General features: G+C 72.0%; 16 protein-coding genes. 9 read left to right on the forward strand and 7 right to left on the reverse strand.

Annotated elements, in window-relative coordinates:
• Positions 1-100: 100 nt before the first annotated feature.
• Both ACGWYJ_RS24660 and ACGWYJ_RS24665 read right to left on the reverse strand, forming a co-directional pair.
• The gene (locus ACGWYJ_RS24660) at positions 101-1,603 is read right to left on the reverse strand and encodes an AMP-binding protein (protein WP_395108697.1); all 1,503 of its coding nucleotides are present in this window, start codon (positions 1,601-1,603) and stop codon (positions 101-103) included.
• Between the two features lie 47 nt (positions 1,604-1,650).
• A complete protein-coding gene (locus tag ACGWYJ_RS24665) occupies positions 1,651-2,709 on the reverse strand; it encodes an LLM class flavin-dependent oxidoreductase (RefSeq protein WP_395108746.1) in 1,059 nt (352 codons plus the stop codon).
• A gap of 163 nt (positions 2,710-2,872) precedes the next feature.
• Between ACGWYJ_RS24665 and ACGWYJ_RS24670 the strand changes: the two genes are divergently transcribed.
• The 3 genes from ACGWYJ_RS24670 (at position 2,873) to ACGWYJ_RS24680 (ending at position 5,113) form a co-directional block, all read left to right on the forward strand.
• Entirely contained in the window at positions 2,873-3,328 is a 456-nt protein-coding gene (locus ACGWYJ_RS24670) for a flavodoxin family protein (RefSeq protein WP_395108698.1), read from the forward strand.
• A gap of 66 nt (positions 3,329-3,394) precedes the next feature.
• Positions 3,395-3,694, forward strand: coding sequence for a Dabb family protein (locus tag ACGWYJ_RS24675; RefSeq protein ID WP_395108699.1), 300 nt, complete (start codon positions 3,395-3,397; stop codon positions 3,692-3,694).
• A 246-nt stretch (positions 3,695-3,940) separates the two neighbouring features.
• Positions 3,941-5,113, forward strand: a complete 1,173-nt coding sequence (locus ACGWYJ_RS24680; protein WP_395108700.1) for a thiolase C-terminal domain-containing protein — start codon at positions 3,941-3,943, stop codon at positions 5,111-5,113.
• A gap of 39 nt (positions 5,114-5,152) precedes the next feature.
• On the opposite strand, the gene ACGWYJ_RS24685 is transcribed toward ACGWYJ_RS24680, so the two are convergent.
• A complete protein-coding gene (locus ACGWYJ_RS24685; protein WP_395108701.1) occupies positions 5,153-5,383 on the reverse strand; it encodes a hypothetical protein in 231 nt (76 codons plus the stop codon).
• Between the two features lie 197 nt (positions 5,384-5,580).
• Positions 5,581-6,249, reverse strand: coding sequence for a TetR/AcrR family transcriptional regulator (locus ACGWYJ_RS24690; RefSeq protein ID WP_395108702.1), 669 nt, complete (start codon positions 6,247-6,249; stop codon positions 5,581-5,583).
• Positions 6,250-6,478: 229 nt separating this feature from the next.
• Between ACGWYJ_RS24690 and ACGWYJ_RS24695 the strand changes: the two genes are divergently transcribed.
• The gene (locus ACGWYJ_RS24695) at positions 6,479-7,786 is read left to right on the forward strand and encodes a glycine hydroxymethyltransferase (RefSeq protein WP_395108703.1); all 1,308 of its coding nucleotides are present in this window, start codon (positions 6,479-6,481) and stop codon (positions 7,784-7,786) included.
• A gap of 43 nt (positions 7,787-7,829) precedes the next feature.
• A complete protein-coding gene (locus tag ACGWYJ_RS24700; RefSeq protein WP_395108704.1) occupies positions 7,830-8,420 on the forward strand; it encodes an HAD family hydrolase in 591 nt (196 codons plus the stop codon).
• Positions 8,421-8,427: 7 nt separating this feature from the next.
• On the opposite strand, the gene ACGWYJ_RS24705 is transcribed toward ACGWYJ_RS24700, so the two are convergent.
• Positions 8,428-9,510, reverse strand: a complete 1,083-nt coding sequence (locus ACGWYJ_RS24705; RefSeq protein WP_395108705.1) for a hypothetical protein — start codon at positions 9,508-9,510, stop codon at positions 8,428-8,430.
• A 147-nt stretch (positions 9,511-9,657) separates the two neighbouring features.
• Here ACGWYJ_RS24705 and ACGWYJ_RS24710 point away from each other — a divergent pair, with 147 nt between their 5' ends.
• Positions 9,658-10,326: a hypothetical protein gene (locus ACGWYJ_RS24710; protein WP_395108706.1), complete on the forward strand. Its 669-nt coding sequence runs from the start codon at positions 9,658-9,660 to the stop codon at positions 10,324-10,326.
• Positions 10,327-10,383: 57 nt separating this feature from the next.
• Here the strand turns inward: ACGWYJ_RS24710 and ACGWYJ_RS24715 are convergent, their stop codons facing one another.
• Positions 10,384-12,927 (reverse strand): M14 family zinc carboxypeptidase, encoded by a 2,544-nt coding sequence (locus tag ACGWYJ_RS24715; RefSeq protein ID WP_395108707.1) that lies wholly within the window; start codon positions 12,925-12,927, stop codon positions 10,384-10,386.
• A 138-nt stretch (positions 12,928-13,065) separates the two neighbouring features.
• A complete protein-coding gene (locus tag ACGWYJ_RS24720; protein ID WP_395108708.1) occupies positions 13,066-14,049 on the reverse strand; it encodes a hypothetical protein in 984 nt (327 codons plus the stop codon).
• 369 nt (positions 14,050-14,418) lie between these two features.
• Here ACGWYJ_RS24720 and ACGWYJ_RS24725 point away from each other — a divergent pair, with 369 nt between their 5' ends.
• The 3 genes from ACGWYJ_RS24725 (at position 14,419) to ACGWYJ_RS24735 (ending at position 17,761) form a co-directional block, all read left to right on the forward strand.
• Positions 14,419-15,498, forward strand: a complete 1,080-nt coding sequence (locus tag ACGWYJ_RS24725; RefSeq protein ID WP_395108709.1) for a sugar ABC transporter substrate-binding protein — start codon at positions 14,419-14,421, stop codon at positions 15,496-15,498.
• A 171-nt stretch (positions 15,499-15,669) separates the two neighbouring features.
• Complete coding sequence (locus tag ACGWYJ_RS24730; RefSeq protein ID WP_395108710.1) at positions 15,670-16,467, forward strand: ATP-binding cassette domain-containing protein; 798 nt, start codon at positions 15,670-15,672, stop codon at positions 16,465-16,467.
• A 10-nt stretch (positions 16,468-16,477) separates the two neighbouring features.
• Positions 16,478-17,761 carry a sugar ABC transporter permease gene (locus ACGWYJ_RS24735; RefSeq protein ID WP_395108711.1) on the forward strand — a complete coding sequence of 428 codons (1,284 nt, stop codon included), beginning with the start codon at positions 16,478-16,480 and terminating at the stop codon, positions 17,759-17,761.
• Positions 17,762-17,991 lie beyond the last annotated feature (230 nt).

Genomic DNA, 17,991 nt, shown 5'->3' on the forward strand with positions numbered 1-17,991 from the left:
CGCAAGCTCGGACCTGCCTTCGGTCGCGATCGCGGCGCTTGGGCGCCGTTCGGGGCTGGTTGGGGCTGAGGTGGGTGGGTTGGGCCGCCTCGGGGTCGGGTCAGGTGCCTGGGTAGGCGCCGCCGCCGTATTGGGCGTCCAGGGCGTCGTAGTCAGGGGTGAAGCCTTTCTTCGGGATGGAATCGGCGAACTCCACGTCCCTCGGCTTCTTGTACGAGGCGATCTGGCCGCGCACATGCTCGACGATCTCCTCGGCCGTGGCCTTCGCGCCCTCCGCGAGCACCACGATGGCCTTCGGGGACTGGCCGAAGCGGTCGTCCGGGACGCCGATCACGGCGGCGTCCGCCACGGACGGGTGGGACTTGAGGGCGCGCTCGACCTCGGCCGGGTAGATGTTCTCGTTGGCCGACTTGATCATCCGCAGTTTCGGGCCGATGAAGGTGATCGTGCCGTCCTCCTCGCGGCGGCCCAGGTCGCCGGTGTGGTGCCAGCCGCAGGCGGTCTTCGCCTCGTTCAGCTCGGGACGGTTCCAGTAGCCGGAGAACAGGCTCTGCCCGCGCGCGCAGATCTCGCCGACCTCGCCCGGCGCGACCTCCTCGCCCGAGGCGTCCAGGATCCGGACGTGGACCAGGGGCGAGCTCCGGCCGGCGACGCCCTTGCCGCCCATGCCCAGGCCGAGGAAGGTGAGCATGCCGCCGACCTCGGTCTGCCCGTACCCGCCCATCTTGGACGCGCACCACGGGCTGTCGTCCACGGTGATCATCTCGTCCCACTCGGGGGAGTGCGAGACGAAGCGCAGGGACGACAGGTCGTAGGTCCGGTCCTTGTTGGCCTCCACCAGACCGTCGATCATGGGGCCGAACAGGAACGCCTGCGTGCACTTCTCGGCGTCGATCAGCCGGCAGACCTCGGCGGGCTCGAACGCGGGCGTGAAGACCAGCTTCCCGCCGATCTGGAACGTCGCCAGCGTGAACATCATCGTGCCCACATGGAACAGCGGCCCGCAGGCCAGGAAGGTGAAGCCGTCCTCCATCTGCCGGACGTGCAGCAGCGACATGCTGTGGGCGATCAGCGCGGAGTGGCTCAGCAGCGCCGCGTTGGGACGCCCGTCGAACGCGGCCGTGTAGAGCGCGAGAACGGGCGCGTCCGCCGCGACCTCGGCCTCGGGCACCGGGACGGCCGCCGCGACGTACGACTCGTACTCCTCGCCCGAGCGCACCCAGCGCGCGTCCAAGGAGACCTGCCCGCGCGCCTTCTCGACCGCCTCGGACTCCTCCCACACGACGACCGTGGGGGTGAGGTCGTCCAGGACGTGGGCCAGCTCGTCGGCGGTCTGCCGCCAGTTGGCCGGGCAGAAGATCGCGCCGAGCCGCCCGCAGGCCAGCAGCAGCTCCAGCACGCGGAAGGAGTTCTGGCCGAGCCACAGCACGCGCCCGCCGGACGTGACGCCGTCCGCGGCGAGCGCCCCCGCCAGCCTGTCCACGCGGTCGTCGAGCTCGGGATAGGTGAGCCGTACGTCGCCGTCGACGACGGCGGTACCGTGCGGCCGGCCGCGCCGGTGCTCGCCGAGTACGTCGCCGAGTGTGAGCCGGTGTACGGACATCGCGCCTCCTAGGGGGGTTCCTAGCGTCCTGAACGGGGGAGCCGGTGTCAGCGGAAGGCCGGCATGACCTCCTTGGCGAAGAAGCGCAGGACCTTGCGCATCTCCTCGATGGGCAGCGGGCGGGTGCTGCCGAAGTCGCACATCAGGTTGCCGAAGCCCATGTCGCGCACCATCTGGATCTGGCCGATCACCCGCTCGGGATCGCCGATGATCTCGAGCTGGTTCCAGCGGAACTCGTTGTCGACCGTCCCGCCCTTGAGGTAGCGGTCCTGGTAGAACTCGAAGCCCTTGGCGGTCTGGCCCGTGGCGGAGTCGATGGGCGCGCTGCGCACGTTGAAGATCCGCGACCGGTCGAAGTTCGCCTCGAACCTGGCCTGGTCCTCGCGGGCCTGCTCCAGCGTCGGCGCCACGTACACCGAACGGCTGGCGACCAGCTCGACGCCGGTGGTGTCGACGCCCGCGGCCGCCGCCTTCTCGTGCCAGGTCCGCGCCGCCTTGGCGATCTTGCTGAACGGCGCGGCCGGGTCGGCGAGGATGGGCAGCCCGCGCGCCGCGTAGATCTCCACGGTCTCCGGGCTGACCGCGGCCACGTGCAGCGGCGGGTACGGGCGCTGCACCGGCTTGGGCATCAGCGTCAGCGGGTGGCGGGTCTCGTGGAAGCGGCCCTTGAACTCGAAGTCGTCCTGGGTCCACAGGCCGAGAATCATCTCCAGCGACTCGTTGAACCGGTCGCGGGCCTCGGCGAGGTCGAGCCCGAAGTTCTCGAACTCGATGCTCTGGTAGCCGCGGCCGATGCCCAGCTCCAGCCGGCCGCCCGACAGCAGGTCGACCATCGCGGCCTCCTCGGCCACGTGGATCGGGTTGTGCAGGGGCAGCACGACGATGCCGGTGCCCAGGCGCAGCCGTTCGGTACGGGCGGCGAGGTTGGACAGCAGGGTGAAGATGTTCGGTACCACGCCGTAGTCGCGGAAGTGGTGCTCGGCGACCCACACCCCGTCGAAGCCGAGCTCCTCCAGCAGTTCGACGATCTCGATCTGGTAGTCGTACACCTCCTTCGCGGTCTGTCCCGCGAACTGGTGGAAGAGGTGGAAGGTCGAGAACTTCATCGGGCGGTCGGCCACGTGTACGGCTCCTTCTTCACCGGTCCTGGCGGGACCGGCCCCGGCGGTCCCGCCCGATACCATCATTGCGTAACAAGCGCTCGCTTGGGAAGCCTAACAGCTCGCCGCCTCCGCGTTCCGTCCCGGCCCGTGGCTAGGCTCGGGGGCGATGAAGAGGCTGCTGATCGTCCACCACACCCCGTCGCCGGCGTTGCAGGCGATGTACGAGGCGGTGCGCGCGGGCGCCGCCACCGACGAGATCGAGGGCGTCGAGGTGGCGGTCCGTCCCGCGCTGACGGCGACGGCCGTGGACGTGCTGGAGGCGGACGGGTACCTGCTGGGCACGCCGGTGAACCTCGGCTACCTGTCCGGCGCCCTCAAGCATTTCTTCGACCAGGTCTATTACCCGTGCCTCGAAGAGACCGTGCGCCGCCCGTTCGGCGCCTACCTGCACGGCAACAACGACGCCACCGGCGCCCTGCGCGCGCTGGAGTCGATCACGACGGGGCTGAAGTGGCGCGCCGTCCGCCCGCCCGTGGTGGTCACCGGCGAGCCGGGCAGGGAGGCGCTGGAGGAGTGCTGGGAGCTCGGCGCCACCGTGGCCGCCGAACTCGGCACGGTGTGAGTTCGGGTGAGATCGCCCGTGTCACGTCGCCCGGCCGTTCGGGCGCGGTGCCGCTACGGTGATCCCATGAGCGGTTTCCGGCATGTCGTGATGTTCGCGTGGGCCGAGGGGACGACGACCGGCCAGCAGGAGGAGGTCGCGGCCAAGCTCTCGGAGCTGCCCGCGGTGATCCCGGAGGTCGGCGCGCTCAGCCTGGGCACCGACGCGCGCGTCAATCCGGGCAACTACGACTTCGTGGTCGTCGGGGACTTCGCCAGCAAGGACGACTACATCGCCTACCGCGACCACCCCGCCCATCGCGCCGTCGTGGACGGCTACATCAAGCCGATCCTGGCCCGCCGGGCCGCCATCCAGTACGAGATGTGAGGCCCGCGGCGGCCATGTCCGGCCGGCGCGTCCCGTCAGGGGCCGCGCCGCCCGCCTGCCGAGCAAGCGCTTGTCTATAACGCACCGGGCGCGTTAGGTTCACCTGAAGGTGCCGCACCGGACGGGGTGCTCCTCCCGTCTCCCCGTCCGGCGGCGCCGCCGGCGCCTCTCGCCGGGAACGGATCGCGCCCCGTTCCCGGCGAGCGGCTTGGGGCAGGGACCTGCGAAGAGGGGACGGGCGCACGCGTGACCGGCAGGCAGGGCTTCTCCGGCAGGGCGGCGATCGCGGGCATCGGGATGACCGCTCTCTCGCGCGCCTCCGGCCGTACCGAACTGGACCTCGCGGCCGAGGCGTCCAGGGCCGCGCTCGCCGACGCCGCGCGCGAGCTGGGCGAGGACGTGCGCCCCGACGCGATCCTCAGCTACCACCTCGGCGACTCGGCCCCCGTCCTGTACGTGGCGCGGGAGCTCGGCCTCCGGGAGCCGGGCTGGCACAACGAGATCTACGGCGGCGGGACGCAGAGCGCGTCCATCCTCGCCGACGCCGCGATGCTGATCGACGCGGGACTGGCCGGGACCGTCCTGATCTACCGGGCGCTCAACGGCCGTTCCGGCAAGCGCATGAACGCGCTGGGGCTGAAACTGGGGGAGGGGACGGAGGAGCAGTTCACCCATCCCTACGGCATGGCCGGTCCCGTCCACCAGTTCGCGCTGGCCGGGCAGCGCTACCTGTACGACACCGGGCTCGGCGAGGAGCACACCTTCGCCGTCGTGTCCCAGTCCAGGGCGCATGCCGCCGCGAACCCCCGCGCGTTGCGGCGCGAGCCGCTGGACCTCCAGGCGTACCTGAACGACCCCATGGTGGCCTCACCGTTGCGCCGCCTGGACTGCTGCCAGGAGACGGACGGCGCGTGCGCGCTCGTCATCACCGGAGCCGACCGCGCTCCCGCGTCCCCGCGCATCCACGCGGTCGTCCGCGGGGGAGGGCCGGGCGCGTCCACCATGGACAAGGCGGAGGACGTCACCAGGCTGTTCTCCTCCTACCTCGCCCCGTCCCTGTACGCGGCGGCGGGCATGAAGCCGGACCATGTCGACGTGGCACTGCTCTACGACGCCTATAGCTGGCTCGTCCCACGCCAGTTGGAGGACTTCGGGCTTGTGCCGCGCGAGGACTTGGGCGCCGTGCTCCGCGCCAGGGGGATCGCCTGGGACGGGGACGTTCCCGTCAACCCCCATGGGGGGCTGCTGTCGGAGGGCTACGTGCACGGCCTCAACAACGTGGCCGAGGCCGTACGCCAGCTACGCGGCACCGGCACCGACGGGCGGGGCGCCGGCCAGGTGGCGGGGGCGTCCGTCGCCTTGTGCACGGGTTTCGGGGGCAGCTACGGGAGCGCGGCTCTCCTCACCAAGCCCTCGTAGCCCCTCGAAGCCCCTTGTAGGGCCGCTCACGGCCCCCGCTCAGAGCATGTTGCGCAGTTGCAGGATGATGTCGCGGATCTCCTGCGGTGTCGGTGCCTCGACCAGCCTCGGCCCGCTCCGCAGCGGGACCATCGCCCACCACGATCCGGTCGCCTCGCCGTACCAGACGCGCACTCCGGGGAACTGACCCTGGAGGCTGCGGACGGTGGCCGCCCTCGCTTCCGCCGGTGTCGGTTCCTCGTGCCCGGCGGCGCCCCGTTGCCCCGTCATCGTCGCCTCCCCCTCCATCTCACCGGTAACAGCGTCCATCCCGCCCGGAACATCGCCCGGTTCGTCAAAAAGTGATGAAAGGCACGCCGGGCTTCCTGGGGAGACGTGGACGCCATGCCCAGCCCGAGACGGGGAGGAAGCGAGAGCGGCGGGGCGAGTGGCCGCGAGCGGCGCCCGGCGCGGGCCGGGCGCGGCGCTCAGTGGACGTTGATCCCGTCGAACATGACCTTGAGGTAGTGCTCGGCGAGTTCGCTGGAGTCGAGCCGGCCGCCCGGCTTGAACCAGCGCACCGCGACCCAGACGGTGTCGCGGATCATCCGGTAGGTGAGCTTGGGGTCGATGTCGGGGCGGAACAGGCCCTGCTCCTGGCCGGCCTTGATGGTGCCCACCCACATCTTCTCCACCTCGTCCTCGGACTTGGTGAGGTAGGCGAACCGCTCCATCCCCTTGAGGTAGTTCCAGTCGTTCTGCATCACCGTGATGGCCGCGCGGTGCGGCTCCAGGGTGCCGAACGCGATACGGACGAGCTTGGCGATGGTCTCGCGCGGGTTCTCGCCCTCGTCGATGGCCCGCTGGTACGCGGTCATGATCTCGTCGAAGAAGCCCGAGAGGATCTCGTCGACGATCGACTCCTTGGAGTCGAAGTGGTGGTAGAGGCTGCCCGAGAGGATCCCGGCCTCGTCGGCGATGTTTCGGACGGTGGTCGCCTGGAAGCCCTTCTCAGCGAAGAGTTCGGCCGCGAGCCTGACCAGGTGCTCCCGCCGCTCGGAGGCGAGGGCGGGGGTGCCCTTGCGGCGCCGGCGGGTGCCGCCCTCGCCAGCGGTACGGGCCCTGGGTCGTCCGGTGTTGGTGCTCGTGGTCGTCACCCTCCCAAGTATGCCGTGCTCGACCAACCGCTTGTTCACATACTCCGTCAACTCCAGGTTAACGTGGCGTAGCAAGCGCTTGGTCCAGATGGTGGCGGACGGAACCGTGATGCGCAACCCCACTGGCGCCCATGCCACGAGCTTCTCTAGTTTCGATCATGACATTCTGGGGCGGGCCACCGATCCCGATTCCGGGCCCGGAGCCCACGCAACCGAGGGGGAGGACGAGATGAGCGAGGAGCCGGCGCCCTGGGCGTCCTCCGTGGCCAGGGCGCGGATCGCCGAGGTCGCGGCGGCGCTGGACGGGCTGGCGCCCGAGCGCGTGACCGAGACCGTGCGGGACGCGCTGCGCGACCACGCCCGGCGCTTCGACGCCGAGGGGATCGTCCTCTACGCGGGCACCAACGTGATGAGCCCGGCGGCGCGCTCGGTGAGCGAGCCGCTGGTGAGCAGCCGGCCCAGCATGGGCTGGCCGGGCGAGAAGTACCAGTCGGGCCTGGACGCGCTCGACACCCTGGAGGTCCTGACCCCGAAACTGATCGCCGGGCTGGTCGGGGCCCGGTTCGCCGAAGTGCGCAGCCACAGCGCCACCATGGCCAACCTCGCCGTCTACACCGCCCTCACCGCGCCCGGTGACACGATCGCGGTGCTCCCGGAACGGGCGGGCGGCCACACCAGCCACCACGCCGTCGGAGCGCCCGGCGTGCGCGGCCTGCGCGTGGTGGACCTCCCCTACGACGTGGACGCCTACGACGTGGACCTGGACGCGCTCCCCGGCTTCCTGGCGGCCGAGCGTCCCCGCCTGGTGGTGATCGGCGCCAGCCTGCTGCTGTTCCCCCACAGGGTCGCCGAGATCGCGGCGGCCGTCGCGGACGCCGGTGCCGTGCTGCTGTACGACGCGTCCCACATGGCGGGCCTGGTCGCCGCGGGCAGGTTCCAGCGGCCGCTCGCCGAGGGCGCCCAGGTGCTCACCTTCTCGACCTACAAGTCGTTCGGCGGCCCGCCCGGCGGCGTGATCGCCACCGACGACCCGGCGCTGGCCGAACGGCTGTCGGCCGCCGTCTTCCCCGGCCTCACCGCGAACTACGACGCCGGCCGTCTCGCCCCGCTCGCGGTCACCGCCGCCGAGATCATGGCGGACGGCGGCGCGTACGCCGACGCCTGCGTCGCCGCCGCCCGCGCCCTCGCCGCCGCGCTCCAGGACGAGGGATTCACGGTCGCGGGCGCGGACCGCGGGTTCACCGACTCCCACCACGTGGCCGTGGACGCGGCGGCGCTCGGCGGCGGGAGCGCGGCCATGGGCAGGCTCGCCGAGGCGGGCGTCTACCTCAGCGCCATCGGCCTTCCCTGGCAGGCGCCCGGCGAGCCCGACCGCGGGCTGCGCCTCGGCACCCAGGAGGTCGTCCGCCGCGGCTTCACCCCGGACGATCTGAAGGTGACCGCGCGGCTGATGGCGGACGTCCTGCTCCGCGGCGCCGACCCCGCCACGGTCCGCGAGGCCGCCGCCGGCCTGCGGCAGGAGATCGCCGCGCGCTGACGGGCGGATCGGCGCCCGGTTTCCCGCTTGTAGCCTTCACGGCATGGCTCAAGCGATCATCTTCGATCTGTTCGGCGTCATCGCCCGTACCCAGACCGAGGCGGCCCGGCGGCGCCTGGAGGACCTCGCCGGGGTCTCCGGGGCGCCGTTCTGGGACGCGTACTGGGCCTGCCGTCCCGCCTACGACGCGGGCCAGGACAGCGCCGCGTACTGGGCGTCGGTCGCCGACCGGCTGGGGACGCGGTTCCCGGACGTCCCCGCGCTGATCGAGGCCGACCTGGACAGCTGGTCCGAGGCCGACCCCGAGATGGTCGGCCTGGTCACCGCGCTCGCCGACCAGGGCAGGACGCTCGGGCTGCTCTCCAACATCATCGGCGACCTGGTCCCGCGCTTCGAGGCCCGCCACGGCGGCTGGCTGGGCCGGTTCGACGCCCTCACCTACTCGTGCGACATCGGCGTGGCCAAGCCGGACCCGCGGGCGTACCGGATCTGCTGCGAGCGGCTGGGCGTGTCCCCGTCCGAGGCGATCTTCTTCGACGACACCGAGCGCAACGTGCTCGCCGCCCGCGAGACGGGGATGCGGGCGGAGGTGTTCACCTCCGCCGACCAGGTCCGCGCGCTCGTCGCCGCCTGAGGGCCCGTCAGCCGGGCGGTGAGGGCGGCAGCTCGCCCTCGGCCCGGCCGCCCGCCTCGGCGGCCTCGGCGAGGCGGTGGCGCAGCATCCGGACCAGGTCCTCGCTCTGCTCGGTGAGGCGCTCGATCGCGGGCAGGGCGAGATCGTCCCGGACGGTGTCGGCGAGCAGCTCGTCGTACTCGTGCGCGCGCTCGGCGAGGGCCTCCACCCGGCGGTGCGCGATCAGCGCCTCGTCGGCGGCCTTGACCCGTTCGGCGTACCGTTCCAGGGCCTCGATCCGCCGGGTCACGGCCTGGACGGACAGGTCCAGCTTCTCCCTGAACGGCCGCAGCGCCGCCTCGACCTCGGGCAGGGACGGCGAGGCCGCCTCGTCCTGCTCGACCCGCAGCTTCGACTGGCGCGCCAGGACCTGGGCGATCTCCCATTCCTGGCGTGGCAGGGTGACGGCGTTGTCGACCGCGTCCAGCAGGCCCTCCTGGTTGACCCGCGAGTCCCGTACGGTGTCCACGGCCGCCTGCGCGCGGGCCAGCAGGGCGCGGGCCTCGTCGTCGAAGTCCTCGGGCGTCAGGTACCGGTCGCGGCGCTTGGCCAGCTCGCGGGCGCGTTGCAGGTCCAGCGACACCGACGGGGAGCCCAGCGCGACCAGCACGGCCATCATCGCCAGGCCGAGCAGCCACAGCGACCCCAGCACCGGCGCGCCCAGCAGGCCCATGCCCAGCACGGTCAGCGGGGCCAGCCAGACCAGCGGGCGGCGCCGCGCCACGATCGTGTCCAGCTCGGTCCGCAGCGTCGGATCGGCGACCGGGCGCAGCTCGAACGGCGCGCCGTCCTCGCCCTTCGCGGGCGAGACGCGCCGCCAGTACGTGCCCACATGGGTCTCGAACGCGAAGTCCGTGGGCGCGATCTCGATCTCGGTGGGGCCGGCGGGCAGCGGCCAGGAGCCGACCGGGTCGTCCCCGCCCGGACCGGTGAACCTGACCCACCAGCCGCCCTTGCCGTCCTCGCACCGGTAACGTCCGGGCGCGACGTCGATCCCCACGAAGAACGTCCCGATCCCCGGAATGGAGTTGCTCCAGGCACCACTGGTCACCGGCGACCTCCGACCCGACCTCTCCCGCCGTGTCCGTCCCCTTGATCGCTCCCTTCGCGTCCGGTTGAACGATCCGGAAACGTCAGGAGTTGCGTACCCACATCGGCCCCAGGAAAGTCACCGGCCACGAATGGAATACTCCTGACCGTGCGTGTTCCCGATGATCCCCGTGACGAGCCGCCGTGGGCGATGCAGCTGGTGGTACGGGCCGAGAAGGCCGCCCCACCGGCGCATTCGGCGGTGTGCGCGGCGGCGGCGACGGCGGTGGTGAGTTTGCTCACCGACCCGCGCGCCGCCGACCCGGAGGGCGAGTGGTACCCCTACGTCCGCCGCTGGGAGTCGGGACGGATCCGTAAGGTGACGCGCCGCGCCCGGGGGGTGCGCTGGCCCGAGGTGCAGGAGCTGCCGGGCGTGACCGTGGACGTGGACGGCGCCGAGGTCCGCGCGTTCGTCCCCGGTCCCGTTGACCAGGTCCCGCCCGCCCTGGCCAAGTTGCAGGTGGCCGGGCTGGACCTCCCCGACGAGGAGCCCAAGCCGCCGCCGGAGCCCCCGTACGCGGCGATCGCCCTGAACCCCCGCGTCCCGATGACCACCGGCAAGGCGGCGGCCCAATCCGGTCACGCCGCCCAGTTGCTCCTGCGCCAGGCGCGCCCGGCGGACGTGATGCCGTGGATCGAGGCGGGTCTGCGCGTTCACATCTCCCGTGACATCTCCTGGCGGCGCTGTGTCGGGCAGGCCACCGTCGCGGTGAGGGACGCGGGCTTCACCGAGGTCCCTCCGGGGACCATGACCGCCATCGCCTGGATCGTCCGCTGACGGCACGGGGGGCGCCTCAGGTGTCCGAGACGCCCCCCGGTCGGGGTGTTCAGCGGTTCAGGGCAGGGTCACCGCTATCGGGGTGATGCCGGATCGCCGGATCAGGGACGCGAGGCGCCCCGCGAACGGGTGGTGGTCGACCGGCAGGCCCTGCGGGTTGTCGATGACGTAGCGCACCGCGTCGCCGGAACGGCGTTCGGTCCACGTGGCGCCCACCGAGCGCAGCAGAGCCTCGGTACGGGCGGCGTCGGCGGCCTTGACCGAGACGCGGATGGGCGACTCGGCCCGCGGCAGCGCCGCGGCGCGCCGGGCCGCCTCCTGGGACGGCGCCGCCTTGGCCAGGCCGGAGACCCGCGCGGACGGGTCCGGGCCGAGGATCGCGTTGACCAGCAGTTCCGCGGTGCCGTCGGTGAAGGCCCGGAAGTTGGGCTCGCCGCCGAACAGCACGGCGCGGCCCTCGCCGACCGGCTCGTCCACGACCGCGGCGGTGCCGCCGAGCTCGGCCGCGCCCCGCTCGAACCCGGACACGAACCAGTCGGGCGAGGTGACGGCCGGGTAGGCGACCGCGACCTTGGCCGGGTCCGGCTGCTTCATGATCAGGTCGTAGGAGTAGAACTGCCACACCGCGGGCCCGACGTCGCGCGCCAGCGGGCTGGACTTGTCCACCGTGACGCGGAACAGCGTGCCGGGGACGTCCGAGGTCGGTTCGCTCAGCGAGGTCGTGGTCAGGCCGAGCCGCGCGGCGAGCTCGGTCCCGCCCTGCCAGCCGATGTACCGCCCGCCGCCCTGCGTCCACTGCCGCAGTGCGGTGCGGCCGGCGTCGCCGAGCTGGTCGTAGGCCGTCCCGGCCGGGCCGTTGGGCACCAGCAGCACCTCGGCGCCCGCGAGCTTGCCCGCCGCCACGTCGGCCGGGTTCAGCAGCGTGTACGGCAGCCTCCATTCGCGGTCGAGCCGGTGCCGCAGCCAGCCCACCGACTCCCGGGCCGACGACGACGTCGCCGACAGCGCCAGGACGCCGATCTTCGGCTTCTTGCCCGGACGCGGAACGCGCACCGCGGGCTGGGTCGGCAGGGGAACGGCGGCGGGACGCAGGTCGGCGCCCGACGAGCCGCCCGGCACGTTGCCCAGCAGCGGCAGGCTCCACGCCGTCACGTCGTAGAAGTACGGGAACGGCGTGTAGGAGTCCTCGTTGAGCATCGCCTGGATCCAGTGCTTCTGGCCCTGCGCCATCGGAATCCAGTACGTGCCCTTGGGCAGCGTCGTCCGCGCCACGGGACGCCCGTACGGCTTGAAGTCCTTCACCGTCAGCGGCCGGACGAGACGATGCACGGTGACGCCCATCCGCTGCAGCCGCCGCACGATGGTTTGCGCCTCGTCGGCCTTGGCTTTGTCGTCTGCGCGCAGGAAGTAGTGCCGCACCTTATGGTCCGGGACGGGGCGGTCGATCGCGTTGGGCGGGTTGTAGATCTGGTTGGGCTCCAGATGCCCCGCCTTGCCCTGCTTGTAGGCGTCCACGGTCATCTTGCGCCACTCGGTGAGGATCTTGTGGCGGTTGGCCGCGCCCGCCGACAGCGACGCCCACTGCGCGATGTACTGCTCGCGGACCTTGTCCGGGTACGGGCTGCCGCCGCCCTTCTCGTAGGTCATCCCGGCGGCGTTGAACCCGGTGGTCGGGACCGAGTCGCCGTACCCCTGGTAGAAGAGGTCGTAGACGTCGCGGTTGAAGAAGTCGACGCCCTGCCGGCCGAACTCGGCGGCGACCGACGGCGAGTAGACGTCGTTGATCCAGCCGACGGCCTCTTCGGGCGTCTCGTGGTAGATCGGGTCGGCGTTCGGCGGGAAGAAGTAGGAGTCGCCGCCCATCTCGTGCGCGTCGATGAACAGCGCCGGCGGGTACTGGTTCAGCATCGAGATCTTGCCGTCGGTCTCGGGCTGGGTGCGGGCGAACCAGTCCCGGTTCATGTCGAACCCGTAGGCGTTCTGCCGGATGCCGGCCTCCCGCCCGTCCGGGTTCTGCGTGGGCAGGAGGACGACCAGCGCGTTGTTCAGCACGTTGGACGCGGCGCAGTCGGTGCGGTCGCCGAGGTCGCGCAGCACCCGCAACGCGGCGTCGGTGCCGCTGGGCTCGTTGCCGTGGATGTTGCCCGCCACCCACAGGATCGGCACGCCGGTCCGGGTGAGCGCCTTGGCGATGCCGTCAGGGGTGCGGGGGTCGCGCAGCAGCGCGGCCTCGGCCCGTACCTTGGCCAGTCCCGCCTTGGTCAGCAGCCGGGGCTTGCCGATGATGGCGTACTTGAGGGGACGTCCCTGGGCGCTGGTGGCCAGGGTGCCGGACACGACGCGCTCGCTCTTGGCGGCGACCGTCTCCAGGTACCGGTCGGACTCGGCGGCCGTCACGGCGCGCTCGCCGAGCTCGATGCCCAGCACCTGCTTGGGGGAGGGGACCTTGCCGCGGTAGACCGGCGTGGTCCGGAAGGGGTCGCAGGCGCCCGGGGCCGCACCGGGAGCCGGGGGATGCGCGGCGGCCGGTGCCGCGAGCGCCGCCGGGACCGTCAGCGACGTGGCCAGCGCCACCGACCATGCGAGTTCTCGGGCTCTCATGGGCGCCAAGCTTTCAGCGCCCGAATCGTTCACCAACGGCAACAATTGCCAAGATCACCGTGGTGGGTCGGGCTCCGGTCGCCCTGGTCGCGTCCGCCCGTTCGGCGCCCGGGCGAGGCGCGGCTGATGGTCCCGCCGTTACTGCTGGTCGGAAGGGTCGGGAAGGGGGAGCGGCCGGGTGGCGTCCGGTGGCGCGGGCCGGTTCTCGGGCAGCGGTGTCTGGACGGTCCGGTCGCCGTCCCCCGCGGCCGGCTCCGGAGCCTCGGCGTCGACCACGGTCCGCGGCGAGCCGTCCTCGGACGGCGGGGGATCCGGGGCCGGGTCGGGGTCGGGGTCGGGCGCAGGCGCAGGCGAGGGGGATGGGGAGGGCGGCGCGGGCGGCCGGGGGCGCGGCGTTCCGAAGGCCGGTGTGACGCGCTGCTGCAAGCGGTTGAGCGCGGCCAGCGCGAACTCCTGCGTCCGGCTCAGGTTCGCGGACGGGGCGGGCACGGGAGCCGGAACGCTCGGCGCGGCGGGCGAAGGCGCGGGCGCGTCCGGCGGCGGCGGCGCCGTACGGGCGGCGGCGGCCCTGCCGACGCGGGCCTTCACGCTCAGCCCGTACGACAGGAAGAGCAGCAGCGCGAACGCGGCCAGGAACACCACGTGCTCCAGCAGCGCGCCCCAGTTGCCCTTGACGAGGTCGAGGAGGGCGAACACGCCGAACCCGGCCAGCCATCCGGCCAGGGCGGGCAGGAACCACACGTCCCGTCGCCGTCCGATACCGGCCACGGCCAGCGCGACCAGCGCCAGCTCGATCGCCTTGACCACGGCGAGCGCGGCGGTGGCCGCCCCGGCGCCGACGTACCCGGCCAGTTCCTCGCGCCGGTCGTCCCAGCCGATCAGGCCGGTGACGAGACCGGTGACCCCGTACGCGACCAGGAACACGCCGATCGGGTAGTGCATGCGGTGCCAGTTCCGCCCGCGTGACGGGACGGACCGCGGCGGGGCGGGCTCGGGCGGGACGGGCGGCGCCAGCGGCGGGGGCGGCGCGGGCGCCTGGCCGGAAACGGGCCGGGGGAGCGGCAGATCGGGCCTGGTGAGGTCCCGGTGCCTGTCCGGGCCGGAGCCCGCTTGCGCCGTCATTCTCCCTGCTCCCCTTCCCGCCGCGTGCTACGCGCAAGATATCTCGGATGGGCTCCGGCCATCCGGGGTAGGAGAGGAGCCGCACCCCCGTGCGGCGCCCGGCACGCGCCGAGCGGTCTTGACACGGGTGGCCGCTGACGGCCGAATGTTGAGGCGCCGAACATATCGGGTGGCCCGCGACCGGCGTCCCGGCGTCTCCTCCCATGTCGGTCACGGCCTAATTGATCAGCGCGTTACTGGATTGTTACGGCTGATCCGGTCTCCGGCTCTGGCGCGCGACTCGGGCGGGACATAAGTTGCGAGGCACAACATTCACCCGGTGTGACCTCGCTCACCGGTGGTCCCACCCCCTAGAAAGGACCCGGGCCCATGCGCAAGGGGATCCTCAGCCTCACCGCCCTGTCGGCGGCCGCGGTGCTCACCCTCGCGGCCTGCGGAGACGAAGGCGCCGACGACGGCGACGGCCAGGGCGCCGCCCAGGGCAAGATCGGCGTGATCCTGCCCGACACCAAGTCCTCGGTGCGCTGGGAGAGCTTCGACCGTCCGTTCCTGGAGCAGTCGTTCAAGGCGGCGGGCGTCCAGTACGACATCCAGAACGCCGAAGGCTCCACCCAGCGCTTCCAGACCATCGCCGACCAGATGCTCACCAGCGGCGTCTCGGTCCTGGTGCTGACCGGGCTCGACTCCAACTCGGCGGCGGCGGTGCAGCGCAAGGCGCAGCAGCAGGGCGTCAAGACCATCGACTACGACCGCCTCACCCTCGGCGGAGTGGCCGACTACTACGTCTCCTTCGACAACGTGAAGGTCGGCGAAGAGCTCGGCAAGGGCCTGCAGAAGTGCCTGGGCGACAAGGAGGCCAACATCGCCTACCTCAACGGCGCGCCCACCGACAACAACGCCACCCTGTTCTCACAGGGCGCCCACAACATCCTCGACAAGGTCGCCAAGTACAAGAAGGTCGCCGAGCAGGCCGTCCCCGACTGGGACAACCAGCGCGCCGCGACCATCTTCGAGCAGATGTACACACAGCAGAACGGGAACATCGACGGGGTGCTGGCCGCCAACGACGGCCTCGGCAACTCGGTCATCTCGATCCTCAAGAAGAACAACCAGGCCGGCAAGGTCCCGGTGACCGGACAGGACGCCACCGTCCAGGGCCTGCAGAACATCCTGGACGGCACCCAGTGCATGACCGTGTACAAGCCGGTCAAGCAGGAGGCCGACGCGGTGGCCAAGGCGGCCGTCGCCGTCCTCAAGGGCGAGAAGGCGCAGACCAACGGCACCACCGACGACCCGCAGGGCAAGCGCCAGGTCCCGTCGGTGCTGCTCACGCCGATCGGCATGGACAAGTCCAACATCAAGCAGGTCATCACCGACGGCTTCGTGAAGAAGGAAGAGCTCTGCACCGGCGCCTACGCCGCGAAGTGCACCGAGGCCGGTATCCAGTGAGCCGTGCTCATCCGGCCTCGGGCGGACGGGTTCCGGATGGACGGTTCCGGCCCCCCGATGGACGGATGACATCGGTTCTGTGACCTCCCGTGGCGGGTCCCGCCGCTGCGGCGCCCGGGATCCGGGCGTCTGGGACCCGCCACGGGTGTCCCCCGTGGAAGAAGGAATTTCGTGGCAGACAAAGGCGAGCCCCTCAACGGCGACCCCGTCCTCCGCCTGACCGGGCTCAACAAGAGCTTCGGCGCCGTCCACGTCCTGCACGATGTGGACTTCGCCGTGCGTGCGGGCGAGGTCATGGCACTGGTCGGCGACAACGGCGCGGGCAAGTCCACGCTCATCAAGTGCATCGCGGGGATCCACCCGATCGACTCGGGCACGATCGAGTTCGAGGGCCGGCCGGTGGAGATCAACGGCCCGCGGGACGCCGCCGCGCTCGGCATCGAGGTCGTGTACCAGGACCTGGCGCTGGCCGACAACCTCGACATCGTCCAGAACATGTTCCTCGGCCGCGAGCGTCGCCGCGGCATCGTCCTGGACGAGGACTCGATGGAGCAGGCCGCCCGGGAGACGCTGGCGCGGCTGTCGGTGCGCACCGTCAAGTCGGTGCGCCAGCAGGTCGCGAGCCTGTCCGGCGGGCAGCGGCAGACCGTCGCGATCGCCAAGGCCGCGCTGTGGGAGTCCAAGGTCGTGATCCTGGACGAGCCCACCGCCGCGCTGGGCGTCGCGCAGACCCGCCAGGTGCTCGACCTGGTCAGGCGGCTGGCCGACACCGGGCACGCGGTCGTGCTGATCTCGCACAACATGGTCGACGTCTTCGAGGTGGCCGACCGCATCACCGCTCTCTTCCTCGGCAGGGTGGCTGCGGACGTGCGCCGCGAGGACGTCACCACCGGCCAGGTCGTGGAGCTGATCACCGCCGGCCGGTCCGGCGATCTCGGGCTCGCGCGGGCGACCGCCGAGAGCATCTGAGGGAGCTTCGATGTCCATCGACAAATCCGTGGGCGAGGGGGCCGCCGTGCGGCTGGCGGACTCGGACTTCGCCGTCGACCGGCGCGTCCAGGACGTCCCCGCGGCGCTGCGCGACTACTGGAACCGGGTACGGGCCGGCGATCTGGGCGCGATGCCCGCGATCCTCGGGCTGCTCGGCCTGGTCGTGCTGTTCACCGCGCTGCGCCCGGAGACCTTCCTGTCCGAGCGCAACATCGCCAACCTGTTCACCCAGGCCATGCCGGTGACGATCCTGGCGATGGGCCTGGTGTTCGTGCTGCTGCTCGGCGAGATCGACCTGTCGGCGGGCGTGGCCAGCGGCGTGTGCGGCGCGGTCATGGCCAAGCTCATCGTCGACTCGGGCCAGCCCTGGTACGTGGCGGTGCTGTCGGCCATCGCCACCGGCATCGTCATCGGCACCGCCATCGGCTGGCTGGTGTCGGTGATCCGGATCCCGTCGTTCGTGGTGACGCTGGCGCTGTTCCTCGGCCTCCAGGGCATCACCCTGCGCCTGATCGGCCAGGGCGGCACCGTCCCCGTGCGCGACGAGGTCATCGTCGCGCTGGCCAACCGCAACATGCCCGTCTGGCTCGGCTGGACGATGGCGGTGGTGGTCGCCGTCGCGTACGCCCTCGTCCAGCTGTGGCGGTGGCGGCAGCAGTCCAAGCGCGGGCTGGCCACCAAACCGGTCCAGCTCGTGGCCGCCCAGGTCGGCGTGGTGGCGCTGGCGCTGCTGTTCGGCACCTACCTGCTCAGCCTCGACCGCGCGCCCAGCCCGGCCGTCACGCTGGCCGGCATCCCCTGGGGCGTGCCGCTCATCGGCGTGCTGCTGATCGTGGCGACGTTCGTGCTGGGCCGCACCGCCTACGGGCGGCACCTGTACGCGATCGGCGGCAACACCGAGGCCGCCCGCCGCGCCGGGATCAACGTGGTCCGGCTGCGGATGTCGGTCTTCATGATCTGCTCCGGCACGGCCGCGATCTCGGGCATCTTCGCCGCGTCCCGCCTCAACTCGGTCACCCCCGACGCGGGCGCGGGCAACACGCTGCTGTTCGCGGTCGGCGCCGCCGTCATCGGCGGCACCAGCCTGTTCGGCGGACGCGGCAAGGCCCGCGACGCCATCCTGGGCGGCCTCGTCGTGGCCACCATCGAGAACGGGCTCGGCCTGCTCGGCGCCAAGGCCTACGTCAACTTCCTGGTCACCGGCGGCGTCCTGCTGCTGGCGGCGAGCATCGACGCGCTGGCCCGGCGCCGCAGAGTGTCGGCGGGCAGATGATGGGCGGCCGGCGGTTCCCCTCCCGCGGCGCCACCGCCCGGGCCTTCGCCCGGGTCCCCGCTCGGCGCCGCGGGAGCCCGGCGGGACGATGACGCGCGGCACGCCCGTACCGGAGGAGCCGGCGGTCCCCGTGGCCGCCGCTCTTCCCGCCGCCGCGTTCCCGGACCGCCTCTCACCTGCTACGCTCACCGGCCAGAGCCTGGTTCCGCGCGATCGCGGTGCGGCACGGT

The organism is Actinomadura sp. SCN-SB (assembly GCF_043906805.1).
GTDB lineage: Bacteria > Actinomycetota > Actinomycetes > Streptosporangiales > Streptosporangiaceae > Spirillospora.